The 16,859-nt window shown below is 53.9% G+C and carries 15 protein-coding genes; 8 read left to right on the top strand and 7 right to left on the bottom strand.

Annotation, left to right across the window (positions count from 1 at the left end; all coding sequences use genetic code 11):
- Nucleotides 1-21 precede the first annotated feature (21 nt).
- The 5 genes from JFL75_RS08700 to JFL75_RS08680 all read left to right on the top strand — a co-directional run bounded on the left by JFL75_RS08700 (nt 22) and on the right by JFL75_RS08680 (nt 5,764).
- Nucleotides 22-1,017, top strand: a complete 996-nt coding sequence (locus JFL75_RS08700) for a sugar ABC transporter substrate-binding protein (protein WP_215626294.1) — start codon at nt 22-24, stop codon at nt 1,015-1,017.
- A gap of 143 nt (nt 1,018-1,160) precedes the next feature.
- Nucleotides 1,161-2,645, top strand: coding sequence for a sugar ABC transporter ATP-binding protein (locus JFL75_RS08695; RefSeq protein WP_349629695.1), 1,485 nt, complete (start codon nt 1,161-1,163; stop codon nt 2,643-2,645).
- Nucleotides 2,645-3,616, top strand: coding sequence for an ABC transporter permease (locus JFL75_RS08690; RefSeq protein WP_215626292.1), 972 nt, complete (start codon nt 2,645-2,647; stop codon nt 3,614-3,616). Before JFL75_RS08695 ends, JFL75_RS08690 begins: the two co-directional genes overlap by 1 nt.
- 54 nt (nt 3,617-3,670) lie before the next feature.
- Nucleotides 3,671-4,759 carry a Gfo/Idh/MocA family protein gene (locus tag JFL75_RS08685; RefSeq protein ID WP_215626291.1) on the top strand — a complete coding sequence of 363 codons (1,089 nt, stop codon included), beginning with the start codon at nt 3,671-3,673 and terminating at the stop codon, nt 4,757-4,759.
- A gap of 15 nt (nt 4,760-4,774) precedes the next feature.
- Nucleotides 4,775-5,764 carry a sugar phosphate isomerase/epimerase family protein gene (locus JFL75_RS08680; protein ID WP_215626290.1) on the top strand — a complete coding sequence of 330 codons (990 nt, stop codon included), beginning with the start codon at nt 4,775-4,777 and terminating at the stop codon, nt 5,762-5,764.
- Nucleotides 5,765-5,851: 87 nt separating this feature from the next.
- On the opposite strand, the gene JFL75_RS08675 is transcribed toward JFL75_RS08680, so the two are convergent.
- The 3 genes from JFL75_RS08675 to JFL75_RS08665 form a co-directional block, all read right to left on the bottom strand.
- Nucleotides 5,852-6,367, bottom strand: coding sequence for an HdeD family acid-resistance protein (locus JFL75_RS08675; RefSeq protein WP_215626289.1), 516 nt, complete (start codon nt 6,365-6,367; stop codon nt 5,852-5,854).
- 91 nt (nt 6,368-6,458) lie between these two features.
- Nucleotides 6,459-6,974 (bottom strand): HdeD family acid-resistance protein, encoded by a 516-nt coding sequence (locus tag JFL75_RS08670; protein WP_215626288.1) that lies wholly within the window; start codon nt 6,972-6,974, stop codon nt 6,459-6,461.
- 236 nt (nt 6,975-7,210) lie between these two features.
- Nucleotides 7,211-8,131: an N-acetylglucosamine kinase gene (locus JFL75_RS08665; protein WP_215626287.1), complete on the bottom strand. Its 921-nt coding sequence runs from the start codon at nt 8,129-8,131 to the stop codon at nt 7,211-7,213.
- 188 nt (nt 8,132-8,319) lie between these two features.
- Between JFL75_RS08665 and JFL75_RS08660 the strand changes: the two genes are divergently transcribed.
- The 3 genes from JFL75_RS08660 to JFL75_RS08650 are packed head-to-tail and all read left to right on the top strand — an operon-like array spanning nt 8,320 to nt 11,331.
- Entirely contained in the window at nt 8,320-9,525 is a 1,206-nt protein-coding gene (locus JFL75_RS08660; protein ID WP_215626286.1) for an AGE family epimerase/isomerase, read from the top strand.
- The gene (gene murQ / locus JFL75_RS08655; RefSeq protein WP_490337722.1) at nt 9,515-10,468 is read left to right on the top strand and encodes an N-acetylmuramic acid 6-phosphate etherase; all 954 of its coding nucleotides are present in this window, start codon (nt 9,515-9,517) and stop codon (nt 10,466-10,468) included. Before JFL75_RS08660 ends, murQ begins: the two co-directional genes overlap by 11 nt.
- A 2-nt stretch (nt 10,469-10,470) precedes the next feature.
- Nucleotides 10,471-11,331 (top strand): MurR/RpiR family transcriptional regulator, encoded by an 861-nt coding sequence (locus JFL75_RS08650; protein WP_215626285.1) that lies wholly within the window; start codon nt 10,471-10,473, stop codon nt 11,329-11,331.
- Nucleotides 11,332-11,618: 287 nt separating this feature from the next.
- Here the strand turns inward: JFL75_RS08650 and JFL75_RS08645 are convergent, their stop codons facing one another.
- The 4 genes from JFL75_RS08645 to JFL75_RS08630 form a co-directional block, all read right to left on the bottom strand.
- Nucleotides 11,619-12,788, bottom strand: a complete 1,170-nt coding sequence (locus JFL75_RS08645; RefSeq protein ID WP_215626284.1) for a diacylglycerol kinase catalytic domain-containing protein — start codon at nt 12,786-12,788, stop codon at nt 11,619-11,621.
- Entirely contained in the window at nt 12,785-13,813 is a 1,029-nt protein-coding gene (locus tag JFL75_RS08640) for an SPFH domain-containing protein (protein WP_215626283.1), read from the bottom strand. Before JFL75_RS08640 ends, JFL75_RS08645 begins: the two co-directional genes overlap by 4 nt.
- Before the next feature lie 53 nt (nt 13,814-13,866).
- Nucleotides 13,867-15,123 carry a BamA/TamA family outer membrane protein gene (locus JFL75_RS08635; protein ID WP_215626282.1) on the bottom strand — a complete coding sequence of 419 codons (1,257 nt, stop codon included), beginning with the start codon at nt 15,121-15,123 and terminating at the stop codon, nt 13,867-13,869.
- Between the two features lie 140 nt (nt 15,124-15,263).
- Complete coding sequence (locus JFL75_RS08630) at nt 15,264-16,778, bottom strand: InlB B-repeat-containing protein (protein ID WP_215626281.1); 1,515 nt, start codon at nt 16,776-16,778, stop codon at nt 15,264-15,266.
- Nucleotides 16,779-16,859: the final 81 nt, after the last annotated feature.

Genomic DNA, 16,859 nt, shown 5'->3' with positions numbered 1-16,859 from the left:
AAGTAAAAGAAGGAGAATAGTATGAAAAAACTGACCACGGTTTTACTGGTCCTCATCGCTGCCGCGGGTTTCGCGTTCGCGGGCGGAAAATCGGACAAGCCTCTCATGGGTGTGGTTACCCCCGCCGCGGACCACGGGTTTACCGCCGAATCGATCCGCCACGGCGAAGCCCAGGTCAAAAAGCTTGCGGCTGAGCATGGCTTTGACTATCGGTATATGACCGCCGATGAATCCGGCGAACAGAGCAACGCGGTGGAAACCATCCTCGGCATGAAGCCCGCGGTGATCGTGCTGTGGCCCGTAACCGGCGATGAACTCCGCAGCGCCGCCCAGTCCGTCACGGACGCCGGTGTTCCCCTTATTATCTATGACCGCTTTATTGAAGGCTTTACCCCCACTGCCGAAATCTCCGGCGACAATGTGGCCATCGGCGAAGGCGCCGGCCGGTACTTCAATAATTACTTCAGCGCTGAACTTGCCCGGGGCAGGGTCAACTATCTGGAATTCAAAGGCGACAGCTCCACCGTTCCCATGGAACGGACCAACGGTTTCCTGTCCACCGCCAGCAAGAATTTCAACATGGTCCAGTCCTTCGTGACCAACTGGAGCCAGCAGACCTCCATGGAACAGATGGAAAACTACCTCAACACCAAGAGCGTGGCGGAAATCGAATCCATCCAGGCGATCTTTACCCATGACGATGAAATCGTGTTCGGCATCGTGGAAGCCCTCAAGAACTACCACGGCCCCGCGAAAATCAACATCAAGCTGATCAACGGCGTTTCCGCCGGGGAAGGCTTCATGGCGCTCTTTGAGAATTCCGGCCTGACCGGGGTCGACTTCATGACCTATACGTTCTCACCCTCCATGGTGCGGGACGCTATTGATCTGGGATACAAAGCCATGCAGGGCGAAACCCTCCAGAAGAGCTACAAGATCCCCACGGAAATGATCGACAAAACCAATTACAAACAGTACATGCAGAGTGAACTCTACAAGGTCCGCTACAGCCTGTAGTCCGGCATAGGGAATGTGTAAAAGTCTGCCTGCGCGGAAATAGAAACCTATTCCCCGCAGGCAGTTTTTTTCGAAATGGCCTTATACTCCTTTAATTTAGATTATTTGACCATTAAAGCGAGGTTTGCTGCATGATACTGGAAATGAAAAACATTTCAAAATCCTTTGGTCCGGTAAAGGCCCTCAAGAATGTTTCCTTTGATGTACAGGCCGGGGAAATTCACGGGCTCCTGGGGGAGAACGGCGCGGGAAAAACAACCCTCATGAATGTTCTCGCCGGTACGTTTCCCCAGGATTCCGGGGATATTGTTATCGACGGCACGGTTATCCACGGTATGACTCCCCATAAATCCAATGAGATGAAGATCCGGTTTATCCATCAGGAACTGAGCCTCTGCAATGATCTCAGGGTATATCAGAATATGTTCCTGGGAGAGGAATTTGCCTCCGCCGGGTTTGTGCAGAAAAAAAACGAGATGGACCGTGCCCAGGAAGTGCTGGATTACATGAATACCGGCATCGATGCCGGCGCCCTGGTGGGGGACCTGGAGACCGCCCAGAAGCAGCTCGTGGAGATTGCCCGGGCGCTCCTGTTTAAGTCGGAAATCATCATCATGGATGAACCCACCACCGCCCTTAATACCCGGGAGATTGAAAACCTCTTTGTGATCATGCGGCAGCTTAAAAACGAGGGCGTAAGTTTTATTTATATTTCCCATAAGATGCCCGAGGTTTTTGAAATCTGCGACAAATACACCGTCCTCAGGGACGGGACCTTCATACAGTCCGGGAACATCAGCGATATCGACGAGCACCAGGCCACGGAACTGCTCATCGGAAAAACCTTTGTGGCGGCCAATCTCAAGGACGGCCAGCCATCCCCGGTGGGCTCCGACGTTCTCCTCAAGGTGGACCGGCTCACCGGCAACAGCTTTACGGATGTTTCATTTGCGGTCCGCAAGGGCGAAATCGTGGTTATCACCGGACTCCAGGGATCGGGAACCGATGAACTCGCCACGGCTCTTTTCGGCGCGAGCCCCATAAAAAACGGAACCATTTCCACCCGCCAAGGGCCGCTGGCCATGAAGAATATCAGACACGTTATGAAAAGCGGCATTGCCATGGTTCCCCGGAACCGCAAGGAGCGGGGGATTCTGCCGGACCTGACCATCAGCCAGAACAATTCCATGGCCTATTTTGTGGCAAAGCACCGGAATCTTTTTATTTCAAAAAAAACCGAGCGGGAACGGTTCGCCCGGAACCGGGAGAAAATGGATATCAAAGCCGGCAGCGAGTATGATCCCATAACCTCACTTTCGGGGGGGAACCAGCAGAAGGTAATCCTCGGGAAATGGCTCGAGCTCGGCGCGGATGTGTATATCATGGACAATCCCACCCAGGGTATTGACGTGGGATCGAAATACGCGATCTACAAACTCATAAACGAAATGGCCGCTCAGGGAAAGGCTGTTATCGTATTCAGTACGGAGTTTCCGGAAATCTACCAGCTTGCCGACCGCTGTCTCGTCATGTACAAGGGACAGATCAACACGGTCCTGGAACGGCAGGATCTTTCGGAAGTAAAAATTATGGAATATTCCACCGGAACCGGCAGGGAGGCGCAATAGTGAATGTACCGTTTTTAAAGAACCGGAGTGTGAAGGACACCTGGCACAATATTACCGACAATTACAGCCACTGGCTGAGTTTTATCATACTCCTGATAGTGGCGGTAATCGTGAACCCGTCCTTCCTGTCATGGAGCAACCTGACAAACCAGTTTGTCCAGGGAGCCGTGGTGGGAATCTGCGCCATGGGCATGAGCCTGGTGATTTCCGCGGGCATGATCGACCTGTCGGTGGGATCTTCGGTGGCCCTTATCTCGGGTCTGGGGGTCACGGTGCTGAACAGTACCGGCAGCATTCTGCTCTGCCTGCTTTTCTGCCTCGGCGCCGGATTAATTGTAGGATTCATCAACGGGATACTCGTCACCAAGGGACGGATAGCGCCGTTTATCGTAACCCTGGCGACCATGTCGGCCTGGCGGTCGGTGATCAACCAGCTCGGCCAGGGCGGCCCCTTTACGGTAAGCCGGGAACTGTACGCTCCCTTCCGGGCAATCGCCGCCGGCCGCTTCCTGGGGATTCCCCACCTGATGCTGTTCTTTATCGCCGTTACGATTATAACCGCGGTGATCATGGGAAAGACGAAATTCGGCACCTATGTGTACGCCATCGGTTCGAACCAGCAGGCGGCCCGGCTTTCCGGTATCGGTGTCGACCGGGTTAAAACTCTCATCTTCGTCTATGCCGGAACCCTCTACGGTCTTTCGGCTTTTCTCCTGGCCAGCCGGCTTACGTCGATACAGGCGGCCAGCGCCGGTAACGGCTATGAGATGGACGCCATCGCGGCGGTAGCTATCGGCGGAACTTCCATGGACGGCGGCAAAGGCAAAATCATCGGAACCTTCCTGGGTGTACTTATGCTGCGGATTATAAGCACCGTGCTTATAATGGCCAATGTTCCGCCGTTCCTCAACGGACTGGTTCAGGGGATCATCATTATTGTGGCGGTACTCGCCCAGAACAGAAAAAAATAACCCGGCTTCCGGCGGGGTAGATCCGCCGGTCCGGGACTGTGTTGGAGATACACAATGGGAACAGTAAAAATAGGAATCGTCGGCGCCGGGGGAATGGCGTCGTACCACTACGAAGGGTTTATCCGGGCCGGGGCGGAAGTCCTTGCCTTGGCTGATACGGATATAAACCGGGCAAAGGCCTTTGCCGGCAGCCACGGGATTCCCGCCGTATACACGAACCTCACGGAAATGCTCGCGGGAATACCGAGCTTGGACGCGGTCTCGGTGATAACCCCCAATAAATTCCATAAACCCCTGGTGGCAGAAGCTCTTCAGGCGGGCAAGCATGTCTACTGCGAAAAGCCCCCGGCCCTCAACGCCGCTGAAATGGAAACCATGCTCCAGGCGTCGGAGAAATCCGGCAAACGGCTCATGTTCGATTTCAACAACCGCGCCCGCCCGGAATCCCGGGCCATGGTCCGGTATATCCGGGAAGGCCGGGTCGGGAGAATCAACTCAGCCCAGGCTAACTGGATCCGCCGGGCGGGTATTCCCGGATTCGGCGGCTGGTTCACCACCAAAGCCCTTTCCGGCGGCGGCCCGGTGCTGGATCTTCCCCATATGCTCGATCTGGCGCTGTACTTTATGGACTATCCCGAGCCGGACTACCTTCTGGCGGCCACGTTTTACGACTTCATGGACAATAAAGCCTTCAAGGGTCCCTGGGGAATCCCCGACGCGGCCGGCGGCGTAACCGATGTGGAATCGTCCTGCCACGCCATGGTTACTTTTAAAACCGGACAATGCCTTATGATCCGCAATTCCTGGGCGGAGATGAACGAGCGGGAAGTGGTTTCGGTAACCTTCCAGGGGACGAAAGCAGGCGGAACGGTGGAGCGTCTTTTCGGCATTGACGGCGTGGACGAAACCAGTACCGACAGCTGCCGTATCTTTACCGAGGAATACGGAAACCAGGTGGATCTGGATGTGGCCTTTGAAAAAGACGAATCCATGGGCCGGGTAGGGAACGCTTCGAATTTCATATACAGTATTACCGGGACCGAGGAGCCGCTTAATACTCCCCGGCAGGCGCTTATATTAATGAAGATTATTGACGCCATGTACGAATCGGCGGATTCAAAGAAGCCGGTCCGGATTGTTTAACCAAAGGAGAAACCCATGGGACGATTAGTTACCCTTGCTTCAGGCCAGTTCGGCGACCTTGCCCTGGAGGATCTCTGTATCCTCGCCAAGAAGATGGGATACGACGGACTTGAGCTTGCCACCCACGCCCATTTTGATGTGGGCAAAGCCCTGCATGACGAATCCTATATTCCTTCCGTTAAGGCAGTCCTGGCCAAGCACGGCCTCCAGTGCCAGGCCGTCAGCGCCCACCTTACCGGCCAGTGCGTCGGCGATCTATGGGATGAGCGGCTCGATAATTTCGCCCCGTCAAAACTTGCGGGGAAGCCTGACGAGATACGGGCCTGGGCGATCCAGGAAATGAAGGATACCGCCCGGGCGGCACAGAAATTCGGCGTGTCCGTGGTGAACGGATTCACCGGTTCCCCGATCTGGGCTCGGTGGTATTCCTATCCCCAGACCTCGGAAGAAATGATAGAAGCCGGGTTCCAGCTGATTTACGATCTGTGGACCCCGATTTTCGATGTCTTTGATGAATGCGGCATACGCTTTGCCCTGGAAGTACATCCATCTGAAATTGCCTTTGACTACTATACCGCGAAACGTCTGCTGGAGAAATTCAAGAACCGGCCGACCCTGGGCTTTAATTACGATCCCAGCCATCTCGTGTGGCAGGGGGTAAACGAAGTGGTTTTCGTCCGGGAATTCGCCGACCGGATCTACCACGTACACATGAAGGATGTAAAACTCTTCCGGAATGAGCTGGCGGGAATTCTGGGGTCTTTTCTCCCGTTCGGGGATACCCGCCGGGCGTGGAATTTCGTGTCCGTCGGCCACGGTGATACGGATTTTGACGGTATCATCCGCGAGCTGAACCAGGCGGGTTATACAGGACCTCTTTCGGTTGAATGGGAGGACTCCGGCATGGACCGGGAATTCGGCGCCGCGGAAAGCTGCGCCTATGTTAAGAAGATAAACTTCTCCGCCTCGGATATCGCCTTTGACAGCGCTTTGACCAAAAACTAATGCTGCGCCGCCGCGGCGGTTTTTCTGGTCCGCGCTTTTCCTTTCCTGCCGCAGCGCTCCGGAATAAGTACCGGAGCGCTGCCGGCTTTACCGGTCTCCGTTAAACGCGTATACAATATATCCGATTCCCGCGAGGACAAAATAGAATCCCAGGAGGAAGGATATGGTCAGGATTGACGCAATGGGGTTGAAGAGCAGGGCAATACCCGCCAGGATACACAGGATATTCACAATGAGGGAAAACCAGAAGTACCCTTTGCCTATCAGTTTGGCGTATTTGATATTGACCAGCCGGAACACCGAATCCAGAATGAACCATATAGCAAATACATAGGGTATTGCCAGCACACCGGCGCCGATATTAAAGAGCAGAATGATACCGATGATGATATCCAAAATGCCTATGACAATATTGCCTGCCTGTTTGTTGCTGTAGACAATCATCCATATTCCGCTGGCCACCGCCATGATACCGAATACCACGGTAATGGCGAGTATATCCGAAACAGGATTCCGGAAGGCGATAAACGCGGTGATGATCAGCAGGATACCCAGGATCAGGTATCCCCAATGGAAAGAACGCTTTTCTGTACTGTCGCTCATTTTAATATGACTCCTTTATTACATATTGATAAATGATAAAACCTTTTCCTCCTGTAAACAAGACCAGCGGGCTTTTTGTATCCCTTCCGCTTCAGGTGTCCCGGCTGAAGGCATAGACAATGGATTCCACCCCAGCGAGCATAAAATAAAATCCCAGGATAAACGATATGGTTATGACTGTTGCAACGGGATTAAAGAGCAGGGCAATACCCGCCAGGATACAGAGGATGTTTATAACCAGGGAAAGCCAGAAAAACCCGGTCCCCACCATCTTCGCGTATTTCAGCTTTGACAGCCGGAAGACCGATTCCAGGATAAACCACAGGGCAAACACAAAGGGCACCGCTATGGCTCCCCTGGGGATGTTAAACAGCAGGAGGAACCCGAGGAGTATATCGATAAGCCCCATGATAACCTGAATTGTCCGTCCTTCATTGCTGATTATAAACCATATCCCGCTCAGTACTGCCGTGATGCCAAATAGTATGGTGATGCTGAAAATATCCGACAGCGGATTTCTGAAGGCAATCAGCGCCGTCACGCAGAGAAGGATACCTAACAATAAATATCCCCATTTAAGTTTGGCCGGTTTTGTTTTTTCATTCATTTTAGTACCTCCGTAACCGTACTATTTAAAGATACGGCTGAGGCATCCCGGAAGCAAGCGCCGGGCAGCTTTTTGTGTACAGGCAATCCGCATTGTATATAAGGAACGAGACACGGAAGGGTCTCATCCCCGGCGGCCGGTTCGGGATCATAGCGAAATAGGTCTTCAAGACCCTATTCCTCCGACGGGCCCCTCGGACCTGTCTTTCACTGCTGCTGTGCTTAATAACTCATATCTTAGCTGCCCTCCATAGCCAGTATGCAGGCCCCTTCCAGGGCGGTTCCCTTGGGATCCATGGCCGTTAGATCGGGAAATTGCTTTTTCAGCAGCGATTCCAGTTTGTTCCGCACAATCTCATCGTGTTCCATAACACCGCCGGCAAGAACCAGGGTCCGGTTGCCGATCCAGGGGGACTGTTCCAGAACACTGGCTACCAGGAGGGCAAGTTCCTCCGCGCCCCGCCGGAGTATGTCCTCCGCCAGGGGATCTTTGTTCCGGGCCGCTTCCGTTACCAGCGGCGCCAGGGTCGCGATTTCCGCTTTGCCAGCGGTGTGGTGGATATATTGAACCAGCTCATAACTGTGCTCGAGTCCGCAGTGTTTCAGTATGGATTCCATCATGGACGTGGGAAGATCCCGGTGCTCAAGGCTCCGCATGGCCCGGATTATGGCTTCCTTGCCGGTCCAGGATGCCGATCCCTCGTCCCCCAGCATGTATCCCAGCCCGCCGGCCCGGACCAGCCTGCCGTCCTCGGCCCGCCCCAGGGCGACGGAACCGGTTCCGGCGATAAGGCAGTACCCCTCCAGGCCGCCCAGGCCGCCGCAGAGCAGGATTTCCCCATCCGTGCAGAGCAGGACCGGAATATCCGGCCCCAGGATATCCGCAAAAAATCCCCGGAACAGCTTCTGTTCCGCGGGCCGCGCGAGGCCGGCGCTGCCGATGCAGCCCCGGGTAATATCCTTTTTTTCCAGTCCGGTCTCCGTGAAGGCCTGGCTGAAAAGATCCGAAAGGTTTTCAAAAACCTTTTCTTGGGCGACCGAATAGATATTTGTGCTCCCCGACGTTACCCGGCACAGGGATTTTCCCTGTGCATCCGTTATAGACAATCTGGAGTGGGTCCCGCCTCCGTCAATGCCGAAATAATATTTTTCTTCCATATAAATAATCTCCTCCGAAACTGCGGCGGTTCCGCGCAGAATCGCTGATTTTCAATGGTTTTCTGCACTAATAGTACACTATATTAGCCAAAATGAAAATATATTTCTTGACAGGCCAATATTTATGGATCTATACTTTTTTTGTGAAAAAAAATTTCACCTAATATGGGTCAATAAGGGGATTCTTTATGGACAAGGCCGCCATACGAACTCTCAGGGAGAAGTATGAAGACAACCTGTTTAACAGTGTAGTACCCTTCTGGGAGCGGTATTCATTGGACCGCGAAAACGGCGGTTATTATTCCTGCCTGGAACGGGACGGCACTGTTTTTGATACCGATAAGTTTGCCTGGATGCAGACCCGTGAAATCTGGACCTTCGCCAAGCTGTACAACCGCCGGGACGCGGCCGATGAGGCCCGCCGCAGACAATGGCTCGAGCTTGCCCGGTCCGGAACGGAATTCCTGAAAAAACACGGCCGGGCGCCGTCGGGGGACCTGTACTTCTCCGTGGACCGCGCCGGACTTCCCCTGGTGGAACCGTACAATATATTTGCGGAATATTTCTTTGCCGCGGGGCTTGCGGAATTCCACCGGGCCTCCAAAGAGCAGTGGGCCCGGGAAATGGCGGAATCGGTGTACCGCCGGGCCATGGAACGCAAGCCCAATCCCAAGGGTATCTGGACAAAGCAGATCGGCAAAAACCGTCCCATAAAAGCCATGGGTTCCGCCATGATGGATATTTGGCTTGCCGGCGAAATGGAAGGCATCATCGGGGAGGCTGAACTCAACGGCCTCATCGACGCCGCGGAGAACCAGATTTTTACCCTCCATGTGGACCGGAAGGAAAAGGCCGTATTCGAGCGGGTTCTCAGTGACGGCACCCATCTCCTAAGCTGTATGGAAGGCCGCCTCCTCAATCCGGGCCACGCCCTGGAGACCCTGTGGTTCCTCATGCTTGCCGTGGCCAAGCGGGGAGAACAGCGGAAGGTCGAGGATATCGCCGATATTATGCTCTGGTGCGCCGAGCGGGGCTGGGATGAGAAATACGGCGGTTTCTTCTATTATCAGGATTTTAAGGGCTTCCCCACGGAGAAGCTGGAATCGGATATGAAGCTCTGGTGGGTCCACGCCGAAGCGCTCTGCGCGTTCCTGCTGGCGTATAAACTGACCGGCCGCAAAGAACACTTGGAATGGTTTACCCGGGTGGATGAATATATCTTCAGCCATTTCGTTGACCCCGAATACGGTGAATGGTATGGTTATCTCGACCGGCGGGGGGAACCCGCTTTTACCCTCAAAGGCGGTAAATGGAAGGGTTTCTTCCACACCCCCCGGGCGCTGATGGCGTGCATAGACTGGCTGAAAGAAATGGAGCGTAATTGTGCAGAATAACAAAAACGGGATACCGGATTACTCGGTCACCGAAGAAATCCTTGACGGATACACCACGGAACAGCGGAACGAAGTATCCGCGGATATTGACTCCAAGGATGCCCTGGAGATTGTGACCATTATCAACAACGAGGACCGGAAGGTTCCCGTGGCGGTGGGAAAAATTCTTCCGCAGATCGCGGCTCTGGTGGACGATATTGTAGCGGCCTTCAAAAAAGGCGGCCGCCTGGTGTATATCGGAGCGGGTACATCCGGCCGCCTGGGTGTTCTGGACGCTTCGGAATGTCCGCCCACCTACGGGGTCAGCCCGGAAATGGTCCAGGGACTCATAGCCGGCGGGCTGGATGCCCTCACCCGGTCCATTGAATCCGCGGAGGACCGGGCGGACGCGGGAATTCAGGATCTTAAGAATATCAGCTTCGGGAAAGATGATGTGCTGGTAGGCATCACCGCGTCCGGACAGGCACCGTACGTACTCGGCGCCCTGCAGTACGCCCGGGATCTCGGCGCCGTAACCGGCGCCATAAGCTGCAACGGCAACTCCAGGACCTTTGATGTGGCGAAGCATATACTGTACGCCGACGTGGGGCCCGAAGTTGTTACGGGATCCACCAGGATGAAGTCCGGAACGGCTCAGAAGCTTATCCTCAATATGCTGTCCACCGCGAGCATGATCCGGCTGGGAAAGGTATATAAGAACTTGATGGTTGATCTTACTCCGGTAAACCAGAAGCTGGTGATCCGTTCCATCCGCCTGATCCGCCAGGTAACCGGGTGCTCCACGGAAGAGGCTGAGACGGCATTCAACGCTTCGGGAAAAAAACCGAAAATAGCCATCGTCATGGTACTGCTCAATGTCGGCCGCGAGCGGGCGGAACAGCTTTTAACGGAAGCCGACGGCCATATCAGTAAAGTGGAGAAATCAGCACGGAAAGGAACGTAGCCATGGAAAGCGCTCTTTTTGCAATTCGCCAGCACATGCCCGACCTTCCTGCAGCGGAGCGAAAAGTAGCGGAGTATGTTTTAGCGGAACCCCGGAAGGTTCTGTATTTCAACATAACGGAACTTGCCCGCCAAAGCGGCGTAAGCCAGGCAGCCATTGTACGGTTTTCCCGGCGTATCGGCATGACGGGGTTTTCGGATTTCAAGCTTTGCCTTTCCCACGATGTATTCCGGAACTCCGATGAGCGCTTCCTTCCGGATCTGGATCTTGAAACGGATATGGAGCCCGCCGAGGTCGTAAAAGGGGTAATCGGCGGGATACAGCGCAGCCTTGCCCGGCTGGAATCGGTGACCGATATCAACCGGATCAACGCCACCGTGGAATCCATCCTCGGCGCCCGGATGATACATTCCTTCGGCGTCGGCGCTTCGGGGCTTGTTGCCCAGGATCTGTTTCAGAAACTTATCCGCATTGGACTTCCCTGTTCCCAGACTTCGGAAACGGACCTGCAGATCACCGCGGCGTGTAATCTCCGGTCCGATGATCTTGCGTTTATCATTTCCTATTCCGGGGAGAATTCCGCCATGCTTACTGTGGCGGAATGGGCCCGTAAAAACAAGTCCACCATAATCACCCTTACCATGGATACGGAAAACAGCCTGCGGACCTTCGCGGATATTGCCCTGGTGGTTCCTGCCCTGGAGCGGGTGTACCGGACCGGGGCAACCCTGTCCAGAATCAACCAGCTCACGGTGGTGGATATTATTTTTTCCATGCTTATTTCCAAGGATCTGGATACAACCATCACGTCCCTGGAGCAGACCATGGCCGCCACCCATTACGGAAAAGACCCGGAGCCGTAACCCCGGACTAAAATCCGATAGACCTAAGCCCCAGCAGCCCTTTAGCACAATCCCGAATGGCTTAGCATAACACAGCTCTTTTCTGAGCAGAGCCCCTGTATTATACAGAAAAGCGGCAAAGAAGCATGGTCCGTAATGGTAGCGTGGGGTGCCGGAAGAAAGGAGGAATAAGCGACTTTCGAGGCCAAAGGCCGATGAGGAGCTATTCCATCTTTCTTCCGGCAGGACCCCCGGATCCATTATCCCATGCTTCTTTGCCGGGAATTGGTATAACGCAGGTAGCCCTGCTATACCACCATGCGGCCCTGTTTATCCGCCTTGGTTATGAGAACCTCTGTCCCCGAGTTAAAGGAAATATAATCCGTCTCAATGCCGTCACTGAAGATGACGCCGTTTTCCCCCATGAGGGACTCCACCCGCAGGGTATCACCCGGGGAGACGGTTCCGAATACCAGGGTGGCACCGGTGGTCTTGCTCGGAAAGGGTTCCCGGACCGCAAAGACGAGTTCCTCGCTGGCCCATTTTCCCACAACCTTGGAGAGTTCCGAAATACCATAGGTCTTTTTCTTTTTTTCGAAAAAGGAGCTGGCTTTTTTTAAGGTTCCCATAGGACGCGGCGCCGAGGCGGCCCGGGCCGCTTGTTCCATCATGGGTTCCGGAGGCGCCATGTCCGCCTGTATTTCGCTCACATCCATAAAGTCCATAGCCATGGATTCCTCTTCAGCCTGCTTAGAGATTTCCGCATCCTCTTCGACAAACCGTTCGCTGTCGTGGTCAAAACCGAAGGGGTGGCCGATAACCGACGCGGAGATCCTTGAGGAACCGGCAATGATACTTTTCATCCAGCCGGTGGAGCCCAGTCCCGTGGAAACGATGATTCCGCTGGAGGATTGGGGTTCCCGGTAACCGCCGTACTTCAGGATATACCGGGCAGACGCGTGACCCTTCTGGCCAATAAAGAAATCGTTCACCGCCAGCAGCTCCTGACCGTTCTGGACTTTGGCCTTTGCCATGGTAACCGCTTCGGTTTTCCGTTTGCCTTCAATGGTTTCGGTGACGATTTTTACGGCGTCCCCGGGCAGAAAGGGCAGGAGCACCCCGTCCCACCGGCTTGTATCGGGATTGATACCGATCACCGGCTGGTCGTCGAGGTATTTTATGGTATTTGCCACCAGGCCGTCCTGGCCGACCACGACAATTATATCATCCGGGGCAAACACGAAGTTCGGCAGATACTGGCGGTCGAGAATCTGTATCCCCGCAAGTCCGTCGAGGTCGCGTTTTACATTCTGAACCGAGGAACCGTACTGCAGATGCTCCTGCTCGTATTCGTCAAAGTCGCCGCCGAGCTGCTTGACGTAGAACCGGGCCTGGGAAACCGTGTTCTGGGCCGCCAGGACCTTTTCGAGCCGCGTAGCCCGGGTGACTATGACGATACGGTTTTCATATTTCTTCATTCTTCTTCGTAGTCACGGTTCTCTATAATGGTATTGAGCAGATCCGGGGTGATGTTGAGGTTGCCGATTTTTCCGGCCCCGTCGGCGATACCTTGGAAGGCCATGGCCATGATCCGGCGGGGATCCATGTTGGCATTCGCCAGGGCTTTGAGGATCTCCGGATTTACCCCTTCGTATACCTTCATCATTTCCCGGAAGGCGTAGGCTTTCGCGTCGGCTTCGGTCTTCTCGTTCTCTGTTTTGAGGCCCACCAGTTCCCGGTTTTTCTCTTCCTGGAGGATCTGGAATTTCAGCCGTTCCTCTTCCATCTCAAGCTGTTTCTGCATCATGAGCCGCTGGGATTCCATGCGCCGTTCCTGGATTTCCCGGTTTTTGTTCTCCACGGCGATCTCGGTGTTGAGCTCGCTTTCCCGGATAATCCGTTCCTGCTCCACCGCATAGTTGCGGCGCAGGAATATGGCCTGATCCGATTCCTTGAGAATCTGTTCCCGGGTTTCCGCTTCCAGGGCTTTGGCGGTCTCGGGGGTCGGTTTTATTGCGGCAATGGATACGCTGAGGATTTCAACCCCCAGGGCCTTGACCATTTCGTCCTGCCCCAGGGCCGCGTGGACTTTCCGGGCCACATCATCGGAGGAAACGATAGCCTGTTTTAAGGGAAGATTTTTTACCGCTCCCTTGGTGGCCACCAGGGCGAGGTTGATAAGCCGTTCCGGCAGCCGCTGCGGGTCGTCGGATATGTAGTGAAGGTTTGAGCTGTTAATGGTATAGTTCAGCATCTTCGCCGTTTTTGCGGGATCCGAAATACGGTAGGTAAGCTGTCCCTGAATGGTCAGTTCCTGGAAGTCCACGGATATTTCGCTTACCATAAAAGGCGCGTCACCGCTTCCCGTGGGCACCCCCACCAATGACGTAGTGGGAGCGTAATACCGGAAGGACAAACCTTCACCTTCTTGAATTATTTTTCCATTTTTGTATCTGAAAACATACAGGCCGGGCTCAAATTTTGCGTACCGTATTCCGAACATATCCGCTCCTTTTGAATTTTATACGTTTATATGTAGAGTATATCACAGAAAAACTAGAAGCTCATCCCAATGTTGAAGGTCACATCGTGCTGGTCCGCCGCGGCATTGTAGGTATACGCCAGCCCCAGGGCGGGCATGGCCACTTTGCTCATGTATATCCGCAGGGCTGAAAAGAAGCCGTGATCCAGCTGTTCATCCAGGACCGGCCCGTCGGAATACACCACCTGGTACGCCGCGGTCAGTGATATAAGGCCGAATTTGAATTTCAGCAGGGATTTTTCGAGGCCCAGGGACGCGCCGGCGTAATGGCGGGCGGAGAAATCCCGGGGCAGTATGTTGATTCCCACCGATGACGGGGAGGACTCAAAAAGCGGTGTAACCCCGGGCTCGTACAGTGCTCCGGCGTGGAACAGAAGCCTGAAACCGGGGATGATGGATTGTTCGTACGCAGCGCGGAAATTATAGGAATGGTAAGAAGGAAAATCGAATCCGTAAATATATCCGTATGTAAAACCGGCGCTTTTCTGGGATAAAAAGAACCCGTCCCAGTCATTTTTCCGGATAGAAATACCCGGCCGTATCCGCAGTCCCATGCCGCTTTCAGCGGGAACCATCCGGGGATTATCAATATCCTTGAGTTCCTCATTAAAAAACCCGAAGCCCAGTGACAGGGATATTAAATCCAGGAAGGAATAGTTGAGACCCAGGGAAGCGGTGATGGAATTTACCCCGAACCGCCGGTATACCCCGTCGTTCTGATCCGTATATACCCGTTCCTGGTTGTTATACACCGCGGTAACATTCCACCCCGGAAAATTGGAATTTCCCTGGGTATGGATGTAACCGCCCATTCCCATCCATCCCTGTTTACCGAACATTGCCCCGGCTACCAGTTTGTCATTAAGCCCGAAAGCGTTGGCATCCATCACTCCGGCGCCGCCATAGAAGCTGCCCGAACTGACCCTGATCATGGGAATAGGAAATATGCTCCATTTTTCCGAGACCGTTACATGCAGAATGCTGCCGTTTCCCGCGGGATCGTCGGTGATTTCCACGGACAAAGGTTCCAGAATCCCCGTTCCATGAACAGCGGCCATCACATCGTCGGTATGTACCGAAGATACATCCATGCCGATAAACTTTTTGAGCGGATTTTCCGCGATATGCTGTTTCGTTCTCTTGAGTCCGGTTACCGTGATCCCGGTAATTGTTTCAGTTTCTTCTATATTAATACTGTTCTGGCTGAACACATATCCCGCTTTCAGCAGAAGAGCGGTGAGTAATAGTATCAGTATGGATGTTTTTCTCATATTAGGAATACTATCAAAGTATTGCTTTCGAGTAAATCTCGGATTGTTTCATATCGTTCCCAGCAATACGGTCCGGGAATAAAAAAACGCCCCGGCTTAACCGGGGCGCTTATTATTTTTTTTCTGATGTACTGCGAAAATTACTGGGCTTCAGTTATTTCCGTCCAGGTTCTGCCGGTATTATCCCGTCCGTTTCCGAACTGACCGGTCCTGTTGGCTCCCGCGCCCCAGACCGTTCCGTCAGTCTTTACCGCTATGGTGTGGTTGTCTCCAGCGGCGATATGCGCCACATTATCGAGCACTTTAAAAGCCGCGTTCCTGGCATCGGAAAACTGGATCCCAAGCCTGTAATCTCCGTTGCTTCCGACGGCCCACAGGGTCCCGTCGTTTTTAAGGATCATAGAGTGGATTGTTCCCAGCGAAACCTCGGCAACATCTTTCATGTCCTGGGTTCCTCCGGACGCGTCGGTTCCGTTGACGTATTCCTGTACCGGCTTAAATGATGTACTGTTTGCGCTGTTGCTGCCGATCCCAAGCTGTCTGTTGTCGTTGTTCCCGGTACTCCAAAGGCTTCCGTCTTTTTTTAGTACCATGGTATGGGTCTCCGTGCCGGCAAATACCTTGGCGTTATCCATACCCATTGATGTATTTTCCGCAAGAAATACGACGTTCTGTGTCGCGCCGCTGCCCTGGCGGCCGTTGCCGGGAGCGCCGGCACTCCAGAGACTGCCGTTCTTTTTTACGACCATAGTATAATCGTGCCCGGCTGCCGCGGAGGCTACGTTATCGGTGACAAAGGACGGATTTACGTTACTATTTCTGCTCCCGGCAGGGTTGCCGGCTGTACCGTCCCCGCTGCTGCCGTTTATCCTTGAGCCCACCGCCCAGAGTTCACCGCTGCCGGTGAGAAACAACGTATGGTACAATCCGTTCGCGATAGAAACGGTGCCATTCACCGAGGCAATTTCTTTTGGGCTGCTGGTATTGCCGTTTTCAGTGCCGATACCGAGTTTCGCGTAATCATTATTTCCCCAGGCTAACATCCTTCCGTCTTCCATGACCGCTGCGGCGCTGTCCCAGCCGGCGCCGAAGGTTCTGACCCTACCGCTTACGGGAACCTGAACGGGGGTGTACTGTATGTCTTCGCTGCCTAAACCAAGCCGTCCATAAAGACCGTGCCCGGTGACATACAGATTTCTATCTTCCTTGAGAAAAAGGGTAAAATTCTGTCCCGCCTTAACCACGGGATATACCGGTTCCCACTGGGCGTAGAGGGTTACCGGTCCGTCTCCCATGGTAAATTGGCTGCCGCTGTCGTAATGGATCCCGCCGCCGCTGCTGCTGGTATTCCATCCGTTGATCCGGTATCCGACTTTATACAGATCCCCGGTTTCCGCCGCGGTGACAATATCCTTTCCTGACTCGTAAGTGGCTTCATCTTCGGGGATGCTGCCCGCTGTGTTTCCGTTTCCGTTGTAAGTAATGCTGTAGTAACTCGGAACAGGGTCCGGAGTAGTTGGCCTTCCACCGTCACTGCCGCTGCCGCCGGGCGCCTCCGCTGGGGAAGAAACCGGGGAGCTGCACGCCGCGGTAAACGCGGCGGTAAGAAATAGAACAATCGCCATAGCAAACAATGCTAAATGATTCTTCTTCATGGTTAACCTCTTCTCTAAGCCCGCTTAAAACGTGTGTTTTATGGCTGCTCGAATAAATTGACTAAACTAGTCAATAATTGG

Source organism: Breznakiella homolactica (genome assembly GCF_016616095.2).
Taxonomy (GTDB): Bacteria; Spirochaetota; Spirochaetia; order Treponematales; family Breznakiellaceae; genus Breznakiella; species Breznakiella homolactica.
Note: the sequence above shows the minus strand (reverse complement) of the source record. Positions and strands in the feature narration are given on the sequence as shown.